Annotated in this window: 18 protein-coding genes; 7 read left to right on the forward strand and 11 right to left on the reverse strand. The window is 66.4% G+C overall.

Annotated features, from left to right (window positions below; all coding sequences use genetic code 11):
- Window positions 1-158: 158 nt before the first annotated feature.
- The 4 genes from rplI to rpsF all read right to left on the reverse strand — a co-directional run bounded on the left by rplI (window position 159) and on the right by rpsF (window position 1,818).
- Entirely contained in the window at window positions 159-611 is a 453-nt protein-coding gene (gene rplI / locus GTV32_RS14220) for a 50S ribosomal protein L9 (protein ID WP_161060862.1), read from the reverse strand.
- A gap of 17 nt (window positions 612-628) precedes the next feature.
- Window positions 629-886 (reverse strand): 30S ribosomal protein S18, encoded by a 258-nt coding sequence (rpsR, locus tag GTV32_RS14225; RefSeq protein WP_161060863.1) that lies wholly within the window; start codon window positions 884-886, stop codon window positions 629-631.
- Between the two features lie 18 nt (window positions 887-904).
- Window positions 905-1,411, reverse strand: coding sequence for a single-stranded DNA-binding protein (locus tag GTV32_RS14230; RefSeq protein ID WP_161060864.1), 507 nt, complete (start codon window positions 1,409-1,411; stop codon window positions 905-907).
- Window positions 1,412-1,536: 125 nt separating this feature from the next.
- Window positions 1,537-1,818: a 30S ribosomal protein S6 gene (gene rpsF, locus GTV32_RS14235; RefSeq protein WP_161060865.1), complete on the reverse strand. Its 282-nt coding sequence runs from the start codon at window positions 1,816-1,818 to the stop codon at window positions 1,537-1,539.
- A 206-nt stretch (window positions 1,819-2,024) separates the two neighbouring features.
- On the opposite strand from rpsF, the gene GTV32_RS14240 reads away from it, so the two are divergent.
- Both GTV32_RS14240 and GTV32_RS14245 read left to right on the forward strand, forming a co-directional pair.
- On the forward strand, window positions 2,025-3,473 hold the full coding sequence (locus GTV32_RS14240; RefSeq protein ID WP_161060866.1) for a hypothetical protein: 1,449 nt from the start codon (window positions 2,025-2,027) through the stop codon (window positions 3,471-3,473).
- Complete coding sequence (locus GTV32_RS14245; RefSeq protein WP_161060867.1) at window positions 3,470-4,057, forward strand: GNAT family protein; 588 nt, start codon at window positions 3,470-3,472, stop codon at window positions 4,055-4,057. Before GTV32_RS14240 ends, GTV32_RS14245 begins: the two co-directional genes overlap by 4 nt.
- An 8-nt stretch (window positions 4,058-4,065) precedes the next feature.
- Here GTV32_RS14245 and GTV32_RS14250 read toward each other — a convergent pair whose 3' ends face one another.
- From GTV32_RS14250 to GTV32_RS14265, 4 genes are all read right to left on the reverse strand, one after another.
- Complete coding sequence (locus GTV32_RS14250) at window positions 4,066-4,467, reverse strand: HNH endonuclease signature motif containing protein (RefSeq protein WP_237421544.1); 402 nt, start codon at window positions 4,465-4,467, stop codon at window positions 4,066-4,068.
- 111 nt (window positions 4,468-4,578) lie between these two features.
- A complete protein-coding gene (locus GTV32_RS14255) occupies window positions 4,579-6,195 on the reverse strand; it encodes a glycosyltransferase 87 family protein (RefSeq protein WP_161062543.1) in 1,617 nt (538 codons plus the stop codon).
- A gap of 61 nt (window positions 6,196-6,256) precedes the next feature.
- Window positions 6,257-8,569, reverse strand: a complete 2,313-nt coding sequence (locus GTV32_RS14260; RefSeq protein ID WP_161060868.1) for a transglycosylase domain-containing protein — start codon at window positions 8,567-8,569, stop codon at window positions 6,257-6,259.
- Window positions 8,570-8,729: 160 nt separating this feature from the next.
- Window positions 8,730-9,119, reverse strand: a complete 390-nt coding sequence (locus GTV32_RS14265; protein WP_161060869.1) for a DUF5318 family protein — start codon at window positions 9,117-9,119, stop codon at window positions 8,730-8,732.
- A gap of 172 nt (window positions 9,120-9,291) precedes the next feature.
- Between GTV32_RS14265 and GTV32_RS14270 the strand changes: the two genes are divergently transcribed.
- The 3 genes from GTV32_RS14270 (at window position 9,292) to GTV32_RS14280 (ending at window position 12,134) form a co-directional block, all read left to right on the forward strand.
- Window positions 9,292-9,990 (forward strand): PadR family transcriptional regulator, encoded by a 699-nt coding sequence (locus GTV32_RS14270; RefSeq protein WP_161060870.1) that lies wholly within the window; start codon window positions 9,292-9,294, stop codon window positions 9,988-9,990.
- Window positions 9,983-11,074, forward strand: a complete 1,092-nt coding sequence (locus GTV32_RS14275) for an inositol-3-phosphate synthase (RefSeq protein ID WP_161060871.1) — start codon at window positions 9,983-9,985, stop codon at window positions 11,072-11,074. Before GTV32_RS14270 ends, GTV32_RS14275 begins: the two co-directional genes overlap by 8 nt.
- A gap of 121 nt (window positions 11,075-11,195) precedes the next feature.
- Complete coding sequence (locus GTV32_RS14280) at window positions 11,196-12,134, forward strand: NADP-dependent oxidoreductase (RefSeq protein ID WP_161060872.1); 939 nt, start codon at window positions 11,196-11,198, stop codon at window positions 12,132-12,134.
- 8 nt (window positions 12,135-12,142) lie between these two features.
- Here GTV32_RS14280 and GTV32_RS14285 read toward each other — a convergent pair whose 3' ends face one another.
- Window positions 12,143-14,149 (reverse strand): aconitate hydratase, encoded by a 2,007-nt coding sequence (locus GTV32_RS14285; RefSeq protein ID WP_161060873.1) that lies wholly within the window; start codon window positions 14,147-14,149, stop codon window positions 12,143-12,145.
- A 254-nt stretch (window positions 14,150-14,403) separates the two neighbouring features.
- Between GTV32_RS14285 and GTV32_RS14290 the strand changes: the two genes are divergently transcribed.
- Together GTV32_RS14290 and GTV32_RS14295 are read left to right on the forward strand one after the other, a co-directional pair.
- A complete protein-coding gene (locus tag GTV32_RS14290; protein WP_161060874.1) occupies window positions 14,404-15,030 on the forward strand; it encodes an SRPBCC family protein in 627 nt (208 codons plus the stop codon).
- Window positions 15,031-15,060: 30 nt separating this feature from the next.
- Window positions 15,061-16,029 (forward strand): calcium/sodium antiporter, encoded by a 969-nt coding sequence (locus tag GTV32_RS14295; protein WP_161060875.1) that lies wholly within the window; start codon window positions 15,061-15,063, stop codon window positions 16,027-16,029.
- Between the two features lie 129 nt (window positions 16,030-16,158).
- On the opposite strand, the gene GTV32_RS14300 is transcribed toward GTV32_RS14295, so the two are convergent.
- Both GTV32_RS14300 and GTV32_RS14305 read right to left on the reverse strand, forming a co-directional pair.
- Complete coding sequence (locus GTV32_RS14300; protein WP_161060876.1) at window positions 16,159-17,223, reverse strand: DNA primase small subunit domain-containing protein; 1,065 nt, start codon at window positions 17,221-17,223, stop codon at window positions 16,159-16,161.
- Window position 17,224: 1 nt separating this feature from the next.
- Complete coding sequence (locus GTV32_RS14305) at window positions 17,225-18,280, reverse strand: ATP-dependent DNA ligase (protein ID WP_161060877.1); 1,056 nt, start codon at window positions 18,278-18,280, stop codon at window positions 17,225-17,227.
- Window position 18,281 lies beyond the last annotated feature (1 nt).

Below are 18,281 nucleotides of genomic sequence, written 5' to 3' on the forward strand. Positions count from 1 at the left end.
GGCCGGGATGACAGGGGGAACGCGTAGTTCACTACCCCAGTCAGCGGAGTCGGCAGCACGTGGTCGGATCGGAGTACTCACCGGATGCTGCACCGAAAACGACGAGGCCGGGCGGACCATGTCCGCCCGGCCTCGTGCCAGGTACTACGTCGGTGCGCTCAGCCCGCGACGACGGCCAACTCCACGGTGGCCTCGACGTCGGGGTGCAGCCGCACGACGACCGGGTAGCTACCGGTGGCCTTGATGTGGCCCTGCGGCAACTCGACCGAACGCTTGTCGACGACCGGCCCACCTGCCGAGCGGATCGCGCCCGCAACGTCGGCGGCGGTCACCGAACCGAAGAGCTTGCCCGAGTCGTGGGTCTTGACGCCGAGCGAGACCTCGGTCAGGCCCTCGAGGGCCTGCTTGAGCTCGTTGGCGTGCTCGAGACCGCGGACCTCACGGGCCTCCTGGGAACGGCGGATGCCGTCGACCTGCTTCTGCGCACCGCGGGTGGCCTTGATGGCCAGGCCGCGGGGCAACAGGTAGTTGCGGCCGTAGCCGTCCTTGACCTCAACGGTGTCGCCTGCTTCGCCGAGGTTCTCCACGGCGGCGGTAAGGATGAGTTTCATGTCAGCTCCCTTTCCGCTCAGCGACCGGTCGAGGTGAAGGGCAGCAAGGCCACCTCACGCGAGTTCTTCACGGCCACAGCGACATCGCGCTGGTGCTGAACGCAGTTGCCGGTGACGCGACGCGAACGGATCTTGCCGCGGTCGGACAGGTAGCGCCGCAGCAAAGCGGTGTCCTTGTAGTCGATGACAGCCTTCTTGTCCTTGCAGAAGTTGCACGCCTTGGTCTTGGTGACCTTTTCGACGCGCGGCTTCCGGCTGCTTTTTGCCTTTGCCATTGGTACTCCAGTGTGTTTCTAGAAAGGTGGTTCGTCGTCGCCCCCGCCGAACGATCCGCTCGCGGGCGCGCTGCCCCACGGATCGTCGGCGACCTGCTGGCCTCCTCCGCCGCCGCGGCTTCCGCCGCCGCCGGAGGAGAACCCGCCACCGCCGCCGCCACGCGAGGCCTTGTTGACCTTCGCGGTGGCGTACTTGAGTGAGGGGCCGATCTCATCGACCTCGAGTTCCACAACTGTGCGCTTCTCACCCTCACGGGTTTCGAAGGATCGCTGCTTGAGGCGACCCTGCACGACGACCCGGGTTCCCTTGGACAAGCTCTCGGTCACGTTCTCCGCGGCATCGCGCCAGATGTTGCAGCGGAGGAACAGCGCTTCGCCGTCCTTCCACTCATTCGTCTGACGATCGAAGGTGCGCGGCGTGGAGGCCACCGTGAAGTTGGCCACCGCGGCGCCCGACGGTGTGAACCGGAGTTCCGGATCCGCCGTCAGGTTGCCTACAACGGTGATGACCGTGTCGCCTGCCATGTGTCTCCCCTTGGGTCGTGGTTGGGCACTCGTTGATCGACGTGCACCGGGCAATGGTTCAACGTTATGGGTTCAACCCTAGAGCCCGGTACCGACTGCTTACGTGTCGATCGAGGAACTGTGGATTACTTCCGCAGGACCTTGGTGCGCAGGACCGACTCGTTGAGCTTCAGCTGACGGTCGAGCTCGGTGACCGTCTTCGGCTCGGCGTTGAGATCGATGACGGCATAGATGCCCTCGTTGTGCTTCAGGATCTCGTAGGCGAGACGGCGCTTGCCCCAGATGTCGACATTGTCCACCTTGCCGCCGTCGTTACGGACAACGTTGAGGAAGGTATCCAGTGAGGGTGCAACGGTGCGCTCGTCCAGATTCGGATCGAGGATGACCATCAATTCGTAGTGACGCATAAGACCACATCACCTCCTATGGGCTAGTTCGGCCACGGACTGTCCGTGGCAGGAGGGTCGCCTGCGTCGGCAACCGCTCCAAGATACACGACATACCCCTGACCAGCGAAATCGCCTCCCACACCCGCGGGTGCGGAGAGGGGCGGGTTCGGGCGGAGGTTGGGGAGAGTGCGGGTCGGGGGCGCGGACCACTTAGTCTGTAGCGCATGTCCGACGTCCGCCGAGCGCCATCGCGGGCGTCGCGTATCTCCACAACCGTGGCCGGCCGAGGCCAGATGGCCGTGGTCCTGCTGACCTCGCTGCTCACCACCTGTCTGTGCATGCTGTGGAGCTACCAGGCCAAGATCGCGTGCGGTGGGCCACCGTTCCTCGCCGAGGGCCGGAGCTCACACTGGCCGGTCGGCGACCCGAATGCGGCCATCCCCTGCTACTCGGACCTGATGTACCTCTGGGTCGGCCGCGACATCAACAATCACGTGTTCCCGTATGTCCACGGTGGCATCACCCCGGACGGACATCTGTTCGGCGGCGTGGTGGAGTACCCGGTGCTCTCGGGGATGTTCATGTGGCTGGGCGCCATCGGCGCCCACACCGACACCGAGTTCTTCCAGCATTCGGTGTGGTTGCTCATCCCGTTCGGCCTCGCGATCACGGTGATGCTGGCGCTGATGACCCGGTGGTGGGTCCTGCTCTGGGCGGCGACTCCGCCGCTGGTGCTCTACGCCTTCCACAACTGGGAACTGCCCGTGGTGGCGGCCGCCGTCGGTGCGGTGGCGGTGATGGCGTGGGGTTCGACGATCAGCCCACGCACCGACCGGCGCCGACTGTCCGTACGTACCGCAGCGGTGCTGGCCGCGATCCTGCTCGGCATCGGCTTCTGCCTGAAGCTCTATCCCGGCTTCTTCGTCCTGCCGCTGGCCATCTACGTCCTCACGTACGGCACGGGGCCCGGCCCGTTCGGCGAATCCCCGACGCGCAGAACACTCGACTGGATCGGCGCCGTCTGGGTGGCCGCCGCGGCGACCATCACGGTCGTCGCAATCCAGTTGCCCTTCATGGTGCTGGGATTCGACGGATGGAAGGCAGCTCTTTCCTTCCAGGGCAAACGGAAGTCCGACGTCGACACCAATTCGATCTGGTACTGGGGACTCCGGCATCTCACCGGCGGCCAGAACGACACCTACAACTCACTCGTGGGGTTGCTCTCCCCGATCCTGATCGTCGCGGCTTTCGCCACGTCTGTCTACCTGGGCTGGCGGGTCTACCGGCGCGACGGGCTGTACCCGTGGATCGGGGTCTCGGCGTCGATGCTGGCGGGGTTCATGCTCTTCCACAAGGTGCACTCGCCGCAGTACACATTGTGGATTCTGCCGTTTTTCGTCCTGCTGAAGATCCGCTGGCCCGTCATCGCGGCCTACCTCGTCGCCGACCTCATCCTGGACCTGACGATCTTCCGGCTCTTCGGTATCTACACGTCGGGCTCGCCGATGAAATGGTGGGTGATCACCGGGGTCAACGTGGGCGTCTGGGTGCACGCGGTGGCGCTCGCCTACCTGATCGTCGCGTTCGCCCGCGCTCCGCTCCGAGAACCGTTGGCCTCCTTCGGCCGTCGCCCGCGTTCGCCGGAACCCGAGAAGGTGCTCGCCCGATCATGAGCGATTGGCTGGGCACCGGCAGGTTGTCTATCGGCCGGGTGAGCCTGCGGCCGTTCACCTTCGACGATGCCACCGACTTGGCCCGGGTGGTATGCAACCCGGACTCCTACCGATGGACGACGGTACCGACGGACATCGACGCCGCCCTGTCGTGGATCGAGTCCGCGCTTGCCGACCCGTCACGCCGCGTGGCCTATGCGGTTGTCGACAACGATGACGGACAACTGATCGGGTCGACCAGCTTCTACGACATCGACGCCGACAACCTCAGCGCCGCAATCGGATACACGTTCTACGCGGAGGCCGTCCAGGGCACCGTGGTCAATCCGACCGCGAAGTTCCTGTTGATGCGTCACGCATTCGAGGAATGCGGGGCGGTACGGCTGGTCTGGCACACCCACGAGAGCAATGCCCGATCACGGGCGGCGATCGCCAAACTGGGCGCCACCTTCGAGGGACTCATGCGCAAGCACCGACGATTCGGCGACGGATGGCGGACGACGGCACAGTACGCACTCGTCGACGATGACTGGCCCGCCGCCAAACAGACCCTCTGGGAACGGATCTCCGCCGACGATCGATGACGTCCGCGTCAGCCGCGAGGCGCCTCGGGTTCGACGGGATCCGGATGATCCGGCGAATCGACGTCTGCGAGATCGGGCGTCGGCGTCATCACGTCGCGCAGACGGCGGAGAAATGCTTCTTCGTCGAGGCCTTTCCGTCGCATCCACCCGGTGACCTCGGCGTTGCACTTGCTGGCATTGCACGAACGGCAGGCCGGCACGATGTTGCCAACGGTGTACCGGCCACCCACCGAGAGTGGCTGCACGCAATCTCGTTGCAGCGGGACGCCGGACCGTCCGCAGTAGGCACACCCACCCCAAACCTCTTTGATCTCGAGCCACTGCGCGGGGCTGAGGTCGTTGTCGGCGGTGCGCATCCGACGCTGCCGCTTGCGACCGGCCCGCGCCCGCCTGGAGTTGCTGCTCACCATGAACAGATCGTAGGCGGACGAGCGCGACCAGATGGTGCGGCACGACACGGCGGTTGCCGTCGACACAATCCCGGTTGCCGTCGGCAGGAATCAGGTTGCCGTCGGCGGGAATCAGGTTGCTGTCGGCGCGTGGACGGGTTCGGTGGGCGGTTGGGTTGCGCGTGGTCGCGACGGCATCGTGAGCCGGTCGGGCGCGCCGTCGAGGACTCCGCCGGCCGGGTCGTCGAGCACGCCCGCGGGCCGGGCGCGGAATCCGTCTCCCGCGCGTCGGCGTACGAGGTCGTCCTCCGGATGCCAGATCTGCCACAGCACCACGGCACACAGCGCGAGCACCATCAGGGCGCGCAGCACGATGGCCGCGGTGAACCACTGTTCGGGTAGCCATCGACGATCCGGATCCAGGTACAGCGCCATCCGCGGAATCCACACCAGCGCATCGACGATCATCCAGGCGAACAGCAGTCGCGTGTGCGGGATGGCCAACACCGCAAGCGGAACCAGCCACAGCGAGTACTGCGGGCTCCACACCTTGTTGACCAGGAGGAAGCCGGCGACCATCAGGAACGCCATCTGCGCCAGCCTCGGCCGTCGGGGTGCGCGCAATCCCACCACACCGAGCGCGGCGACGACCAGCACCACCAGGCCCAGTGACAACAGATTGAGCACGTCGACGTTCCAACTGAACCCGGCCGCGTCGCTGACGATGCGATAGAGGCTGTCCTGTTCGGCTGCACGATCGCTGTTGTAACGGAAGAACTCCCACCAACCCTGTGGATACAGGATCAGAATCGGGAGGTTCACCGCCACCCAGGTGAGCGCGGCCGCTGCGGCCGCTGCGGCGAACTCCCGTATGCGGCCGGCGCGCAGACAGAGGATCAGCAATACCACCAGGAGCAACACCGGATAGAGTTTTGCCGCCGTCCCGAGGCCGATGAAAACACCTGCCAGCCAAGGTTTGCGGCGTGCCCAGAAGAGGATGGCAAGCGCCACCATCGCCATCGCGATGGCATCGAAATTGGTGAAGATGTGGACGATCACCAGTGGCGACAGCGCCGCCATCCAGGTGGCCCACACCCGGGTCCGGGCGGTGAGTGCGGTGGCCCAGATGGTCACCAGCCAGAACAGCGCAAGCCCTAACGCGGCGAGATCGAAGAACAGCACCACCTCCAGCGCGCCCGGCACGCCCCACTTCTGATGTGCCGAATCCCATTGGTGCGCAATCCAGGCCACCCCGTACATGTACATACCCGTGACGACCGGGTACTCCATGTATCGCTTGACCTGCTGCCCGTCGGCGCCCTTCTCGAACCAGTAGGTCCGGTACGGCAGCGCCCCGTCATCGAGCTTCTCCGCTCCGAAGAGCCCGATCACATCCGAGTAGCAGAGGTTGGTGTACTGCCGCTGGTTGTCCCAGTCCAGGCGCAATTGTGTTCCCGCCGCGGAATTCCCGTCGGCCGGAGCCTGCTGGAGGCAGGCCGCCTTGCCGAACCAGCCCAACGCCATGGCGCAGAGGGCGAGCAGAAACAGGACCCGGATCGGCGTCCACAGCCTGCTGCGTCCGATCGCCGCATGTCTGCCGACCGGACCCCCGACCACCTCGGCGGCCTCCCGGGCCACCACGTCGGTGCGGCTCGGCAGGACGCGATCGGTGTCGATGCGCAGGTCTGCCGCGAGCGGGGCCGCAGCGTCCCATGATTCGGCGGCACCCGGATCATGCTCGACGAGCATCTGATTCGCGTCCGGCGACTGCGGACCTGTCGAGTTCTCCTCCGTCACGGCGACCGTCGGCTCAGCCGACCGGAGGGGGCTCCGGAACGTCGCCGCCGGTATCGCCGCCACCGGTGTCGTCACCGCCGCCGGTGCCACCACCGTCGAAGCCGCCGCCACCCGAGTTGCCGCCACCGGAGTTGCCGCCACCCGAGTTGCCGTTACCCTGGCCCCCGCCGCCACCTGGTGCCGCGTTGCCCGGCAACGGGATCGTCACGCCCGGGGCGAGGGTGATGCTGCCGCCACCCCCACCGGGGAATCGTTGCGTGGGGCCTTCGTCGTCGCCCCGCGGTGACCGTGTGCTCGGAGAGTCGTCGTAGGTCACCGGCGGCGGCTCATAGGGCACGCCCGCCTGGCCACCGACGGCCTCGGGCTCGGGGAACTGTTGGATCGGCTTGCCGTCCAGCGCACCGTTCATCGTGGCCTGCCAGATGTCGGACGGGAGCATGCTGCCGTAGATCGACGAGCCGCTGTAGTTCTTGAGGGCACTGCCGTTGTCGGTACCGACCCAGACCGCGGTGGACAGCTGCGGGGTGTACCCCACCATCCATGCGTCCTTGTTCTGGCCGGTGTCGCCGAGCTGGGCGGTACCGGTCTTGGCTGCCGACGGCCGTGAACCCAGGCTCGGGTCGCTGAGGCCATGCCCGTTCGAGTACGAGGCGATCGGTTCGAGAGCCGAGGTCACGTTGTCGGCGACCTTGGCCGGGAAGACCCGCTCGCCCTGGCTGGCCTGGTGGTCGTACAAGACCTCGCCGTCGGAGGTCTCCACCTTCTGCACAAAGTAGGGCTCGTGCTTGACGCCAGACGCGGCGAGCGTCGCATACGAGGACGCCATGTCGAGTACCCGCGACGGATACTGACCGAGCACGACGCCACCCTCGATGTCGCCGTCCTTGCCCTGAAGGGTCTGCTTGATGTTGCCGAAGCTCTGCGCGACGCCGGCCTTGTGCGCGGCGGCGGCCACGGCCTTCGCCTGGCCGTCGAGATCCATCATCAGCCGGTAGTACACGGTGTTGAGTGACATCTTCATCGCGGTGGCCAGGTTGCACGATCCGCAGCTCTCGCCGTCGGAGTTCTCCACCGTCAGTCCGCCGGGCGATTCGTAGGGAGACGAGCTGTAGACCTTCGAGAGCGGGATGCCCTGTTCGAGCGCCGCGACCAGCGCGAAGACCTTGAACGACGACCCGGTCTGCAGGCCTGCCTGGGCATAGTCCCACCCGTTGGCGTCGTTGCCGCCGAAGTAGCCCCGGACCCCGCCGGTGCGCGGATCGACGGACACGACCGAGGTCCGCAGGTCCGAAGGCTCACCCTTGAGCTGGTCGTTCGCCGCCTCGACCGCGGACTTCTGCGCCTGCGGATCGATCGTGGTGGTGATCTTCAGACCCTCGGTGCGGACCTGCTGCTCGGAGATGTTGAGCCGACCGAGTTCTGCGAGCACCTGCTGCTTGATGAGCCCGTTCGCGCCGGGAGTGTCATCGCTCTGGGCGCGGGCGTTGGGCACCTTCGGGTACTTCATCGCTGCGCGCTCGCTCGGGGTGACCGCGCCGATCGCGACCATGCCGTCGAGCACGTAGTTCCAGCGGGCCTCGGCGGCTTCCGGATTGACCTCGGGGTCGTAGTACGACGGGGAGCGGATGGCCGCGGCGAGCACCGCGGACTCCTCCGGCTTCAGATTCTTGACGTCCTTGCGGAAGTAGGCCTGCGCAGCTGCCGACACACCGTAGGCCCCGCGACCGAAATAGATCGTGTTGAGGTACGCGGCCATGATGTCGTCCTTGGACCACTCATTCGACATCTTGGTCGCGAGCGCGAGTTCCTTGAACTTGCGCTCGTAGCTGTGCTCGTCACCGACGAGAGCGTTCTTCACGTACTGCTGGGTGATCGTGGAGCCACCGCCCGCCTCGCCGCCGTTACCGGTCACCTGACCGATCGCGGCGCGCGAGAGACCGCGGACGGAGAAGCCCGAGTTGCTGCGGAACTCGCGATCCTCTGCGGCGATGACCGCATCCTGCAGGGACTTGGGGATCTCGCTGATGTTGACGTCGCTGCGGTTGCCTTCGGGAGGGACCACCCGGGCAAGGGTCTTGCCGTTGGTATAGGTGATCGTCGCGACCTGGTTCTGCTTGATGTCGCCGGGCGCGGGAACCGACGCACCGAAGTACGTCAGCATGAACGCCAGGATGCCGACCAGGGCGATGGCCGGGACGACCGCGCCGATGATCCCGAAGCCCCAGGCGAGCCGCTTGTGCCGTCGGCGCACCGGGTCGTCGGCCTGCGCGCGCGGCGTCCGACCGCCGCCGCGTGGGGCGGACGACGTTCCGCGTGTGCTACTCATCGACCCACCTTCCTCTCGTCGCGACCGATCAATTCAGCGCTTCTCACAGACCTTCTCCGTCGTTCTTCGTTATCCCACTGTGACCCACGCAGACGTGTCCAAGCAAAAATCGGACGTCCGGGGTCGATGGGTGATCCGCGGCGGGGCGGGCACCCGGCAGTTACTTCGCCACCCGTCGCGTACGCGTGGAACGTGGCGGCAAACCCGTAACGTACGACTGCACGAGATGGTTCCAACTGCACGTGCGACATACCTCCACGACGTGCACCGAGAACTCTTCGGCGGTGGCGGCCAGGCCGGCGATCTCGTCATTGGTGCGGGCCGAACCCGACACCTGCCCGAGCTTCTCGCCGAACACCCATGAAACCAGGGTGACCTGCTCTTTCCGGCAGATCGGGCACAGCAGATCGGATGCCCGTCCATGGAATTTGGCCGCACGCAGCAGATACGGACTCGCGTCGCAGACGTCGGCCATGGCGGTCCGTCCGGAATGGACGTCGGACAGCCGTGACCTCCTCTGCAGGGCGTAGTCGACGATCTGGCGTTGCACGTGTTCAAGGGTACGTGGTCGATACGGCAGCTGTCGGTGTGACGGTCATCCCGCCGGAGCGTGTCGAACTGATCGCCCACACGGTGCACCCGCTGTAGACGCGAGTTATATCGCTGCGATACATTGACAATCACATCAGAGCGACGTGTCGAACGGGAAGGAGTGAGCGCCGATGTTGGAGCTCGCGATTCTCGGCTTACTACTCGAATCCCCGATGCACGGCTATGAGCTGCGAAAACGATTGACCGGGCTGCTCGGTGCGTTTCGCGCGTTCTCCTACGGGTCGCTCTATCCGACGCTGCGCCGCATGCAGGCCGACGGCATCATCGACGAGGCAACGGCGCCGGCCGGCGTGAAGGTGCGCCGCGGACGGCGCGTCTATCAGCTCACCGATGTCGGACGGGAACGCTTCAGTGAACTGGTCGCCGACACGGGGCCGCAGAACTACACCGACGACGGGTTCGGGGTGCACCTCGCGTTCTTCAGCCGGACACCGGCGGTCGCGAGAATGCGAATCCTGGAAGGCCGTCGACGCCAGGTCGAGGAGCGCCGCGAAGGTCTCCGCGAGATCGTCGGTAGGTCCAATCGCGCCGTCGACCGCTACACCCGTCAACTCCACCAACTCAGTCTCGAGTCCAGTGAGCGCGAGGTGCGGTGGCTGAACGAGCTGATCGCGGCCGAGGCATCCGAGAACGAGACCGACGCCGACACCCGGCGGGATCCCCTGACGGACACCGTCGACAGTGACTTCCATGTTGCGGACTCAGAGCAGAGCCGTGACGTGGGGCAAGAAGAAACCGAACACCAGAAAACACCGGTGGCGCAGCGATCTGCGACGCCCCGATTAGAAGGAGAACCCGACCATGGGTGAGCCAAATAAGGTGCGCGTGGCCATTGTGGGCGTAGGAAACTGCGCTTCATCCTTGGTCCAGGGCGTGCAGTACTACAAGGATGCCGACGAGAACGCGACGGTGCCCGGCCTGATGCACGTGAAGCTCGGGCCGTACCACGTCCGCGACGTCGAGTTCGTCGCCGCGTTCGACGTCGATGCCAAGAAGGTCGGCTTCGACCTCTCCGACGCCATCTTCGCGAGCGAGAACAACACCATCAAGATCGCCGACGTGGCGCCGACCGGTGTGACCGTCCAGCGCGGCCACACCCTCGACGGGCTCGGCAAGTACTACCGCGAGACCATCACCGAGGCCGACGGCGACGGCGCCGACGTGGTGCAGGCGCTCAAGGACGCCGAGGTCGACGTCCTCGTGTCCTACCTGCCGGTCGGCTCCGACCAGGCCGACAAGTTCTACGCCCAGTGCGCCATCGACGCCAAGGTCGCGTTCGTCAACGCGCTGCCGGTGTTCATCGCCTCGGACCCCGAGTGGGCACAGAAGTTCACCGACGCGGGCGTGCCGATCGTCGGCGACGACATCAAGAGCCAGGTCGGCGCCACCATCACCCACCGCGTGATGGCCAAGCTGTTCGAGGACCGCGGCGTCGCGCTCGACCGCACCTACCAGCTCAATGTCGGCGGCAACATGGACTTCAAGAACATGCTCGAGCGTGAGCGCCTGGAGTCCAAGAAGGTCTCCAAGACCCAGGCCGTCACGTCCAACCTGACCGGCTCGCTCGCGGGCAAGGTCGAGGACAAGAACGTCCACATCGGCCCGTCCGACCACGTCGAGTGGCTCGACGACCGCAAGTGGGCCTACGTGCGCCTCGAAGGCCGCGCCTTCGGCGACGTGCCGCTCAACCTGGAGTACAAGCTCGAGGTCTGGGACTCCCCCAACTCGGCCGGCATCATCATCGACGCCGTGCGCGCGGCGAAGATCGCCAAGGACCGCGGCATCGGCGGCCCGATCCTCCCGGCCTCGGCCTACCTCATGAAGAGCCCGCCGGAGCAGCTCGCCGACGACATCGCGCGTCAGCAGCTCGAGGCGTTCATCGCCGGCGCGTGAGCATCTGACTCGCTGCACAACTGAACACCGAGATCGTCCCCGTGAGCGGGGCCCGCGGGATTCCCGGGCCGTCCGCCCACGGGGACGATTTTTCGTCCGCCGTCGGCGTTAGCCTGGAAACATGCGGGTACAACGCTGGGTGGCGACCGGGTTCGGTGGTCTCGACGACTTCGCCTTCATCGACGATGAGCTCACACCGCCTGGACCCGGCGAGGTGACCATCGGCGTGCGGGCGGCAGGGGTCAACCCCGCTGATCTCAAGCACGCGCAACGCGGTACCGACCCGTCGCAGCTACCACTCGCCATCGGTTACGAAGTGTCCGGTCAGATCCTCGCGATCGGCCCCGACACCGAGATCGCGTCCGGTGACGGCGCGGTGGGGGACGCGGTGTTGGCCTTTCGGGTCCAGGGTGGCTACGCCACCGCGCTCACGGTGCCGGCGTCGAAGGTGTTCGCCAAGCCGGCATCTCTCGACGAGCCGTCTGCCGCCAATCTGCTGCTGGCCGGCTGCACGGCCGCCGACATGCTCCGCGCGGCGCGCGTCGAGCGCGATGAGACCATCATCCTGCATGCCGCATCCGGCGCGGTCGGCGTCGCCGTGTTGCAACTCGCCAGGCTGCGCGGCATCACGGTGATCGGCACCGCGCGCGCGGACAGCTTCGAGAGGGTCCGCGAATTCGGTGGTGTCCCTGTCGAATACGGCCCCGGGCTGGCCGACCGTGTCCGCGCCGCCGGGTCCCGCGAGATCGCTGCGGCGCTTGATGCCGCCGGCACCGACGAGGCCATCGACACCTCCCTCGACCTGGTGACGGATCGCTCCCGCATCGTGACGATCGTGTCGCATCAGCGTGCTGCCGACGATGGTTTCGTCGCACTGGGCGGGGGTCAGCCCGAAAGCCTCGAGTTCCGCGACGCCGTGCGCTCGAGCCTCATACGACTCGCCTCCGCGGGCGACCTCGTCGTCCCGGTGGCGCGCACCTTCCCGCTCGCCGATGCGCGTGCCGCTCTCGAGTTCGTCAGCGGTGGCCACCCGGGCGGAAAGGTCGCTCTGATTCCCTGATCGGCAGGTCAGCTGATCTCGCCGCTGTCCTGCAGTACGGTCTCCTTGGCCTCCTGGACGTCGGACTCCTCTTCGGCCGCCAGCCGCGGAATGAGTCCGCCCGCGAGGACATCGGCCACCTGCCGCGGCGACAGCCGGTGCCTCGCCAGGAACGTCGTCCCCTGCGTGACATTCTCGATCGTCAGCTCGTCCGTCGATCCCAGTCCGTCGCGGAGGCCGGACACCTTCAGCACATCGTCCTGATCGATCGCGTCGTGGTCGGCCGGATCGTCGAACTCGACCGCCAGCACGCCGAAGTTCGCGAGATTCTGCCAATGGATGCGGGCAAAGGATTTCGCGATGACCATCTTCAGACCGAGATGTCGGGGTGCGATCGCGGCGTGCTCCCGCGACGATCCCTGCCCGTAGTTCTCACCTCCCACGATGATGTGGCCGGATTCGGCCGCGGCAGCTCGCTCCGGGTACGTCTCGTCGACCTGGGTGAAGCTGAACTCGGCCAGCTTCGGAATGTTGGATCGGAACGGCAGCGCCCGTGCACCGGCCGGGGAGATCTCGTCGGTGGAGATGTTGTCGCCGACCGTCAGCAGCACCGGCGCCTCGATGACGTCGGGCAATTCGTCGAGTTCGGGCAGGCTGGAGATGTTGGGCCCCTTGACCGGTTCCACCTTCACCGCTGCCTCCGGATCGATCGGCGCCACCAGCATGGCGGTGTTGATCGAATGTTCGCGCGGGAATTCGAGCTGTGGGTAGGACATGCCGACATCTGCGGCCCAGTCCCGAGGATCGGTGATCTGTCCCGTGAGCGCCGAGGCCGCCGCGGTCTCCGGTGAACACAGCCACACCGCGTCCTCGCGGGTACCCGACCGTCCGGGAAAGTTGCGTGGCATGGTGCGCAACGAGTTCCGGCCGGTCGCCGGTGCCTGTCCCATGCCGATGCACCCCATGCATCCGGCCTGGTGAATCCGCGCCCCGCCGATCACGAGCTGTGTCGTCGAACCCATCTCGGTGAGGTCGGTGAGGATCTCGCGTGAGGTCGGGTTCACGTCGAAGCTCACCTCGGGGGCGGTCTGTCGTCCGTCGATCATGGCCGCGGCAATGGCGAAATCGCGCAGCCCGGGGTTCGCGCTCGAACCGATCACCACCTGGGAGATCTCCTCTCCCGCGACGTCTCGGACCGGCACCACGTTGCCGGGCGACGACGGCTTGGCGATCAACGGCTCGATGGTGGCCAGATCGATGGTTTCGGTGAGGTCGTATTCGGCTCCCTCGTCGGCCACCAGTTCGGTCCAGTCGTCCTCACGGCCCTCGGCGCGCAGGAACTCTCGCACCTCGTGGTCGCTGGGGAAGACCGTTGTGGTGGCGCCGAGTTCGGCGCCCATGTTGGCGATGACGTGGCGGTCCATCGCGGTCAGGCTCTCCAGCCCCGGACCGTGGTACTCGATGATCCGGTTCACCCCACCCTTCACGTCGTGACGGCGGAGCATCTCCAGGATCACGTCCTTGGCCGAACACCATTCCGGTAGTGCACCTTCCAGCCGGATCCCCCAGATCTCCGGCATCCGGATGTTGAGCGGGTGTCCGGCGATCGCCAGCGCCACCTCGAGCCCACCGACCCCGATCGCCAGCATCCCGAGCGATCCGGCGGCCGGGGTGTGCGAGTCGGATCCGACCATCGTCTTGCCCGGCGCGCCGAAACGCTGCATGTGCGTCGGGTGGGACACACCGTTTCCGGGCTTGGAGAACCAGAGCCCGAATCGTTCACACGCGGTGCGGAGATATTCGTGATCCTCGGCGTTCTTCTCGTCGGTCTGCAACAGGTTGTGGTCGACGTACTGCACGCTGACCTCCGTCTGGGCGCGGTCGAGGTGCAGCGCCTCGAGTTCCTGCATCACCAGGGTGCCGGTGGCGTCCTGCGTCAGCGTCTGATCGATCCGGATCGCGATCTCTTCGCCGGCCGTCATCTCGCCACGCTCGAGATGTGAGCCGATGAGCTTGCGGGCGACGTTGTCGGGCATCACGCACTCCTCGCCGCAGATCGTGCGCAGCGACGTCTCCCGACAGCTCGTGTCCGAGCAGATGGGCTGTCGTCGAACCGTCGGCGGAGCCCGCCTCGGGCCCGGCCACTGCGACGCGATCTGACATTGCGCTCGGACTGTCTCCCATGGTTCCAGCCTCACGCCGTGCGCGTCACGGGATCGGGATGATCGGCGACGGACATCAGTGACGTTCGGCCCACGACGGGCGCTCGGGGCCGGCGCATGCTGGAGGCATGCGCATCGCAACCGTTCTGCTGGCCGCGGCATCGGCCGTCGGCGCCACGGCGGTGGGATACCGGCGCTACCTTCGGCAGCCGATCCTGACCTGGGGAGCAACCGCCGACGAGGTGGCAGCGATGCTGCCCGGTGACGACCTGCTGCCCGACGCCGACGGCACGTCCACGCGCGCGATCACGATCCACGCTCGACCCGACCAGATCTACCCGTGGCTCGCCCAGATGGGTCCGGCTCCCCGTGGTGGCGCCTACACCTACGACTGGATCGAGAATCTACTCGGCCTGCACATGCACAGCGCCGACCACATCCTCGAGGAATTCCAGCACCCCGCCATCGGCGATGAGATCGCACTGGGACCCAACCGGATGCGCGTGGAGATCGCCGAACCGGGGCACTCGTTCGCAACGCGATCGGCCGACGGTAACTGGGTGTGGGCGTTCACACTGGTCGCCGGCGGCGGTGACACCACACGTCTTGTCAGCCGCAACAGGTTTCGTCTGCCCCGACTCCGGGACCGGATCGGGATGATCCCCATGGAGCCGGGCTCGTTGATCATGGAACGCAAGATGTTGCTCGGTATCAAGGAGCGTGCAGAGAGGCGTGCGCCGGCCGATCGAGCGTGAATTCCTCCGACATGGAGCACACTGGGCCCGGTGAACGACTACGTCCTCGTCGTCATCGGGCTCGCCGCGCTGATCATCGGCGCCGAAGGATTGGTGCGTGGTGGGTCGGCGATCGCGACGCGCCTGGGCATCTCGCCGCTGCTGGTCGGGGTGACCATCGTGTCGATCGGCACGAGTCTGCCGGAACTCGCCGTCGGGATCGACGCCGCCGTGCACGACGCGGGTCCGCTGGCGGTTGGCAACATCGCCGGGACGAACATCGTCAACATCCTGCTGGTGCTCGGATTGTCGGCGGCGATGGTGCCATTGGCATTGGGCCGTCAGACGATCCGGATCGACCTGCCCGTCATGGTGATCAGCGCGCTGCTGCTCTGGGCGCTGGCGGCCAACGGCACGTTGTCGCGCCTGGACGGGATGATCCTGTTCCTGCTCGCCGTGGCGTACACGATCACGGTTGTCCGCACCGAGTTGCGTAGCGGACACGGCCCGGACGGGTCCGTTGACGCAGCGGTACCCGAACGCACCCCGGCGCCCGCCGGAACCGAACGCTGGTGGTGGTCTGCTCTGCAGCTCGTCGGCGGGATCGCGATCGTCGTCATCGGCGCCGAGTGGCTGGTGACCGGTGCGGTCGACGTCGCCGCCGATCTCGGGGTCAGCGAGGCCCTGATCGGCCTGACCGTCGTCGCGATCGGGACGTCGGCACCCGAGCTCGTCACCACGATCACCTCGACGATCCGCGGCAACCGCGACCTCGCGATCGGCAACCTGCTCGGTTCGTCGGTCTACAACATCACCTTCATCCTCGGCGCCACCTCGCTGGTGCAGCCGCTGGGGGTGACCGACGAACTGATCCGCGTGGACCTCCCGATGATGGCAGCGGTAGCGCTGATCTGCGTGCCGGTGTTCCTCACCGGGCGCCGGGTCAGCAGGATCGAGGGGGCGGCATTCGTGGTGGCGTACGCGGTGTATCTGGGTTTGGTGATCGCGCTGCGGGTGTGAGGCCGTCCACCTCGCCGAACTCCTCACCCGACAGGCCCCCACGACCGCCGACAGCAACCGCGATCCCGCCGACAGCAACCGGTTCTCCAGAGTTCCTGCACGCCGGCGACTTCCGGCCCTTCGTGACGCTCAGTCCTCGACCCGATTGCCCTTCTCGTCCCAGTGCGCGGCGACCTTCTTGCTGGGCTGCACGCGAGGTGGCTCTCCCGGCATCTTGGGATAGCTGGGCGGATACGGCATGTCGCCGAGTCCGTTGGCGTCGTCGCGCTGCACCATCTCCAGCAGTGGTTCCAGTCCGCGGCGGTGATCGGCGATGTCGGCCATCGGATCTCCCCGTCGTGCGACGAGATCGGGCACGGTGGCGATGGTGCAGTCGTCGGGGTTCACATCGGCCAGCTCCGCCCAGGTGACCGGCGTCGACACCCGTGCGTTGGGACTCCGTCGTGCGGAGTAGGGCGACGCCATCGTGCGGTCACGGGCGTTCTGGTTGTAGTCGATGAAGATCCGTTCGCCGCGTTCCTCTTTCCACCACGACGGTGTCACGCTCTCGGGATCGCGGCGTTCCATCTCGCGTGCGATCGCGATCACCGCCCGGCGGCCGGCGATGAAGTCCCACCTCGGTTCGACCGGCACGTACACGTGGATGCCGCGCCCACCGGAGGTCTTCGGAAATCCCTTGTAGCCCAACTCGTCCAACAACGGTGCGAGGACCTCGATGGCGACGCGACGGACATCGTCGAAGTCGGTACCCGGCTGAGGATCGAGGTCGATCCGCAACTGGTCCGGATGGTCGTTGTCGGGGTCGATCGTGGGCCAGCTGTGGAACGTGAAAGTGCCCAGGTTGGCACCCCAGACGATGTCGGCGGGGATCGTCGGTTTGATCGCGTCTCCCGTTCTGCCCGAAGGGAAGACGATGCGAGTCGACTCGACGTGGTCGGGTCGCTTCTTGGCGATGTGCTTCTGATAGATCTCCTCGCCCTCGACCCCGTCGGGAAAGCGCTGCAGAAAGGTCGGCCGGTTGCGCACGGCCGTCATGATCGCGCCCTGCAGGGCGATCTCCCGGTAGTACCCGACGAGATCCCTTTTACGGCCGCCGTTCTCGCCCAGCTCCGGGAAATAGATCTTGTCCGGATTGCTCATCCGGACGGCGACGCCGTCGACATCGAGTTCCTCTGCGGGCGACCGAGATGGCATGTCAAGATGCTCCTTCCAGAACATCGTGCAGGTCGTAGGTCAGTGGGACCTCGAGCTGGTCGTAGGTGCAGCTCGACGGCTCGCGGTCGGGGCGCCACCGCAGGAACTTGACCGTATGACGGAACCGGTGGTTCTCCATCTGGTCATAGGCGACCTCGACGACGAGTTCGGGACGGATCGGAATCCACTCTCCCGACTTCTCCGACCGCCATCGCGTGGGCTCGCCGGGACTGGGTTTGTCCGGATCGGTGCGCATCGGTTCGAACATCTGCTGCAACTCGATCCGTTTGGCATCGGAGAACGCACCGGCGCCGCCGACCATGCGCAGCTCACCGCCGGCGTAGAGCCCGAGCAGCATCGATCCGAGCCCGGTACCGCTCTTGTGCACCCGGTAGCCGAAAACCACGCAGTCGGCGGTGCGCTTGTGCTTGACCTTCACCATCTCGCGCTTGCCCTCGACATAACGTCCGTCCAGTCTCTTACCCACCACGCCGTCGAGTCCGGCACCCTCGAATGCGGTGAACCAGTCCGTGGCGAGCGCGGCATCATCGGTCACCCGGCTGACCCGCAGGCGCCGGTCTCCCCGACCGGCCGGGTCGATTGCCTGCAGCAATGCCTCCCTCCGCACCGGGAACGGTTCGTCGACGACGCTCGCCTCGCCCAGCGCCAGCGCATCGAAGCCGATGAAGATCGCAGGCGTCTTCTCGGCCAGCATGGTGACCCGGGATGCGGCGGGATGAATGCGCTGGGCCAGCGAGTCCCAGTCCAGGCGGTGGGTGTCACCGATCAGGGCGGGGACCCCGATCTCGCCGTCCACCACCGCTTTCTCCGGGAGCTCCGCCTTGGCGGCCGCGACCAGCTCCGGGAAGTAGCGGGCCAGGTCCTTGCCGCCGCGCGACCCGATGGCGACTTCGTCGCCGTCCCGAAAGATCAAGGCCCGAAAGCCATCCCACTTGGGTTCGTACGACCACACCGCATCACCACCGGGCTGGTCGGGAACCGCGGTGACGGCTTTGGCGAGCATCGGTGCGATCGGCGGCATAACCGGGAGGTCCACG

This window comes from Gordonia sp. SID5947 (genome assembly GCF_009862785.1).
Taxonomy (GTDB): Bacteria; Actinomycetota; Actinomycetes; order Mycobacteriales; family Mycobacteriaceae; genus Gordonia.

Excerpts from the sequence above, each read along its gene's own strand:
- GTV32_RS14245 (WP_161060867.1), top strand. The coding sequence starts at position 3,470 with ATGAGCGATTGGCTGGGCACCGGCAGGTTGTCTATCGGCCGGGTGAGC.
- GTV32_RS14285 (WP_161060873.1), bottom strand. The coding sequence starts at position 14,149 with ATGCCCGACAACGTCGCCCGCAAGCTCATCGGCTCACATCTCGAGCGT.
- GTV32_RS14290 (WP_161060874.1), top strand. The coding sequence starts at position 14,404 with ATGCGCATCGCAACCGTTCTGCTGGCCGCGGCATCGGCCGTCGGCGCC.
- GTV32_RS14280 (WP_161060872.1), top strand. The coding sequence starts at position 11,196 with ATGCGGGTACAACGCTGGGTGGCGACCGGGTTCGGTGGTCTCGACGAC.
- GTV32_RS14275 (WP_161060871.1), top strand. The coding sequence starts at position 9,983 with ATGGGTGAGCCAAATAAGGTGCGCGTGGCCATTGTGGGCGTAGGAAAC.
- GTV32_RS14240 (WP_161060866.1), top strand. The coding sequence starts at position 2,025 with ATGTCCGACGTCCGCCGAGCGCCATCGCGGGCGTCGCGTATCTCCACA.
- GTV32_RS14300 (WP_161060876.1), bottom strand. The coding sequence starts at position 17,223 with ATGCCATCTCGGTCGCCCGCAGAGGAACTCGATGTCGACGGCGTCGCC.
- GTV32_RS14255 (WP_161062543.1), bottom strand. The coding sequence starts at position 6,195 with ATGCTCGTCGAGCATGATCCGGGTGCCGCCGAATCATGGGACGCTGCG.
- rplI (WP_161060862.1), bottom strand. The coding sequence starts at position 611 with ATGAAACTCATCCTTACCGCCGCCGTGGAGAACCTCGGCGAAGCAGGC.
- GTV32_RS14230 (WP_161060864.1), bottom strand. The coding sequence starts at position 1,411 with ATGGCAGGCGACACGGTCATCACCGTTGTAGGCAACCTGACGGCGGAT.
- GTV32_RS14270 (WP_161060870.1), top strand. The coding sequence starts at position 9,292 with ATGTTGGAGCTCGCGATTCTCGGCTTACTACTCGAATCCCCGATGCAC.
- rpsF (WP_161060865.1), bottom strand. The coding sequence starts at position 1,818 with ATGCGTCACTACGAATTGATGGTCATCCTCGATCCGAATCTGGACGAG.
- GTV32_RS14260 (WP_161060868.1), bottom strand. The coding sequence starts at position 8,569 with ATGAGTAGCACACGCGGAACGTCGTCCGCCCCACGCGGCGGCGGTCGG.
- GTV32_RS14250 (WP_237421544.1), bottom strand. The coding sequence starts at position 4,467 with ATGGTGAGCAGCAACTCCAGGCGGGCGCGGGCCGGTCGCAAGCGGCAG.
- rpsR (WP_161060863.1), bottom strand. The coding sequence starts at position 886 with ATGGCAAAGGCAAAAAGCAGCCGGAAGCCGCGCGTCGAAAAGGTCACC.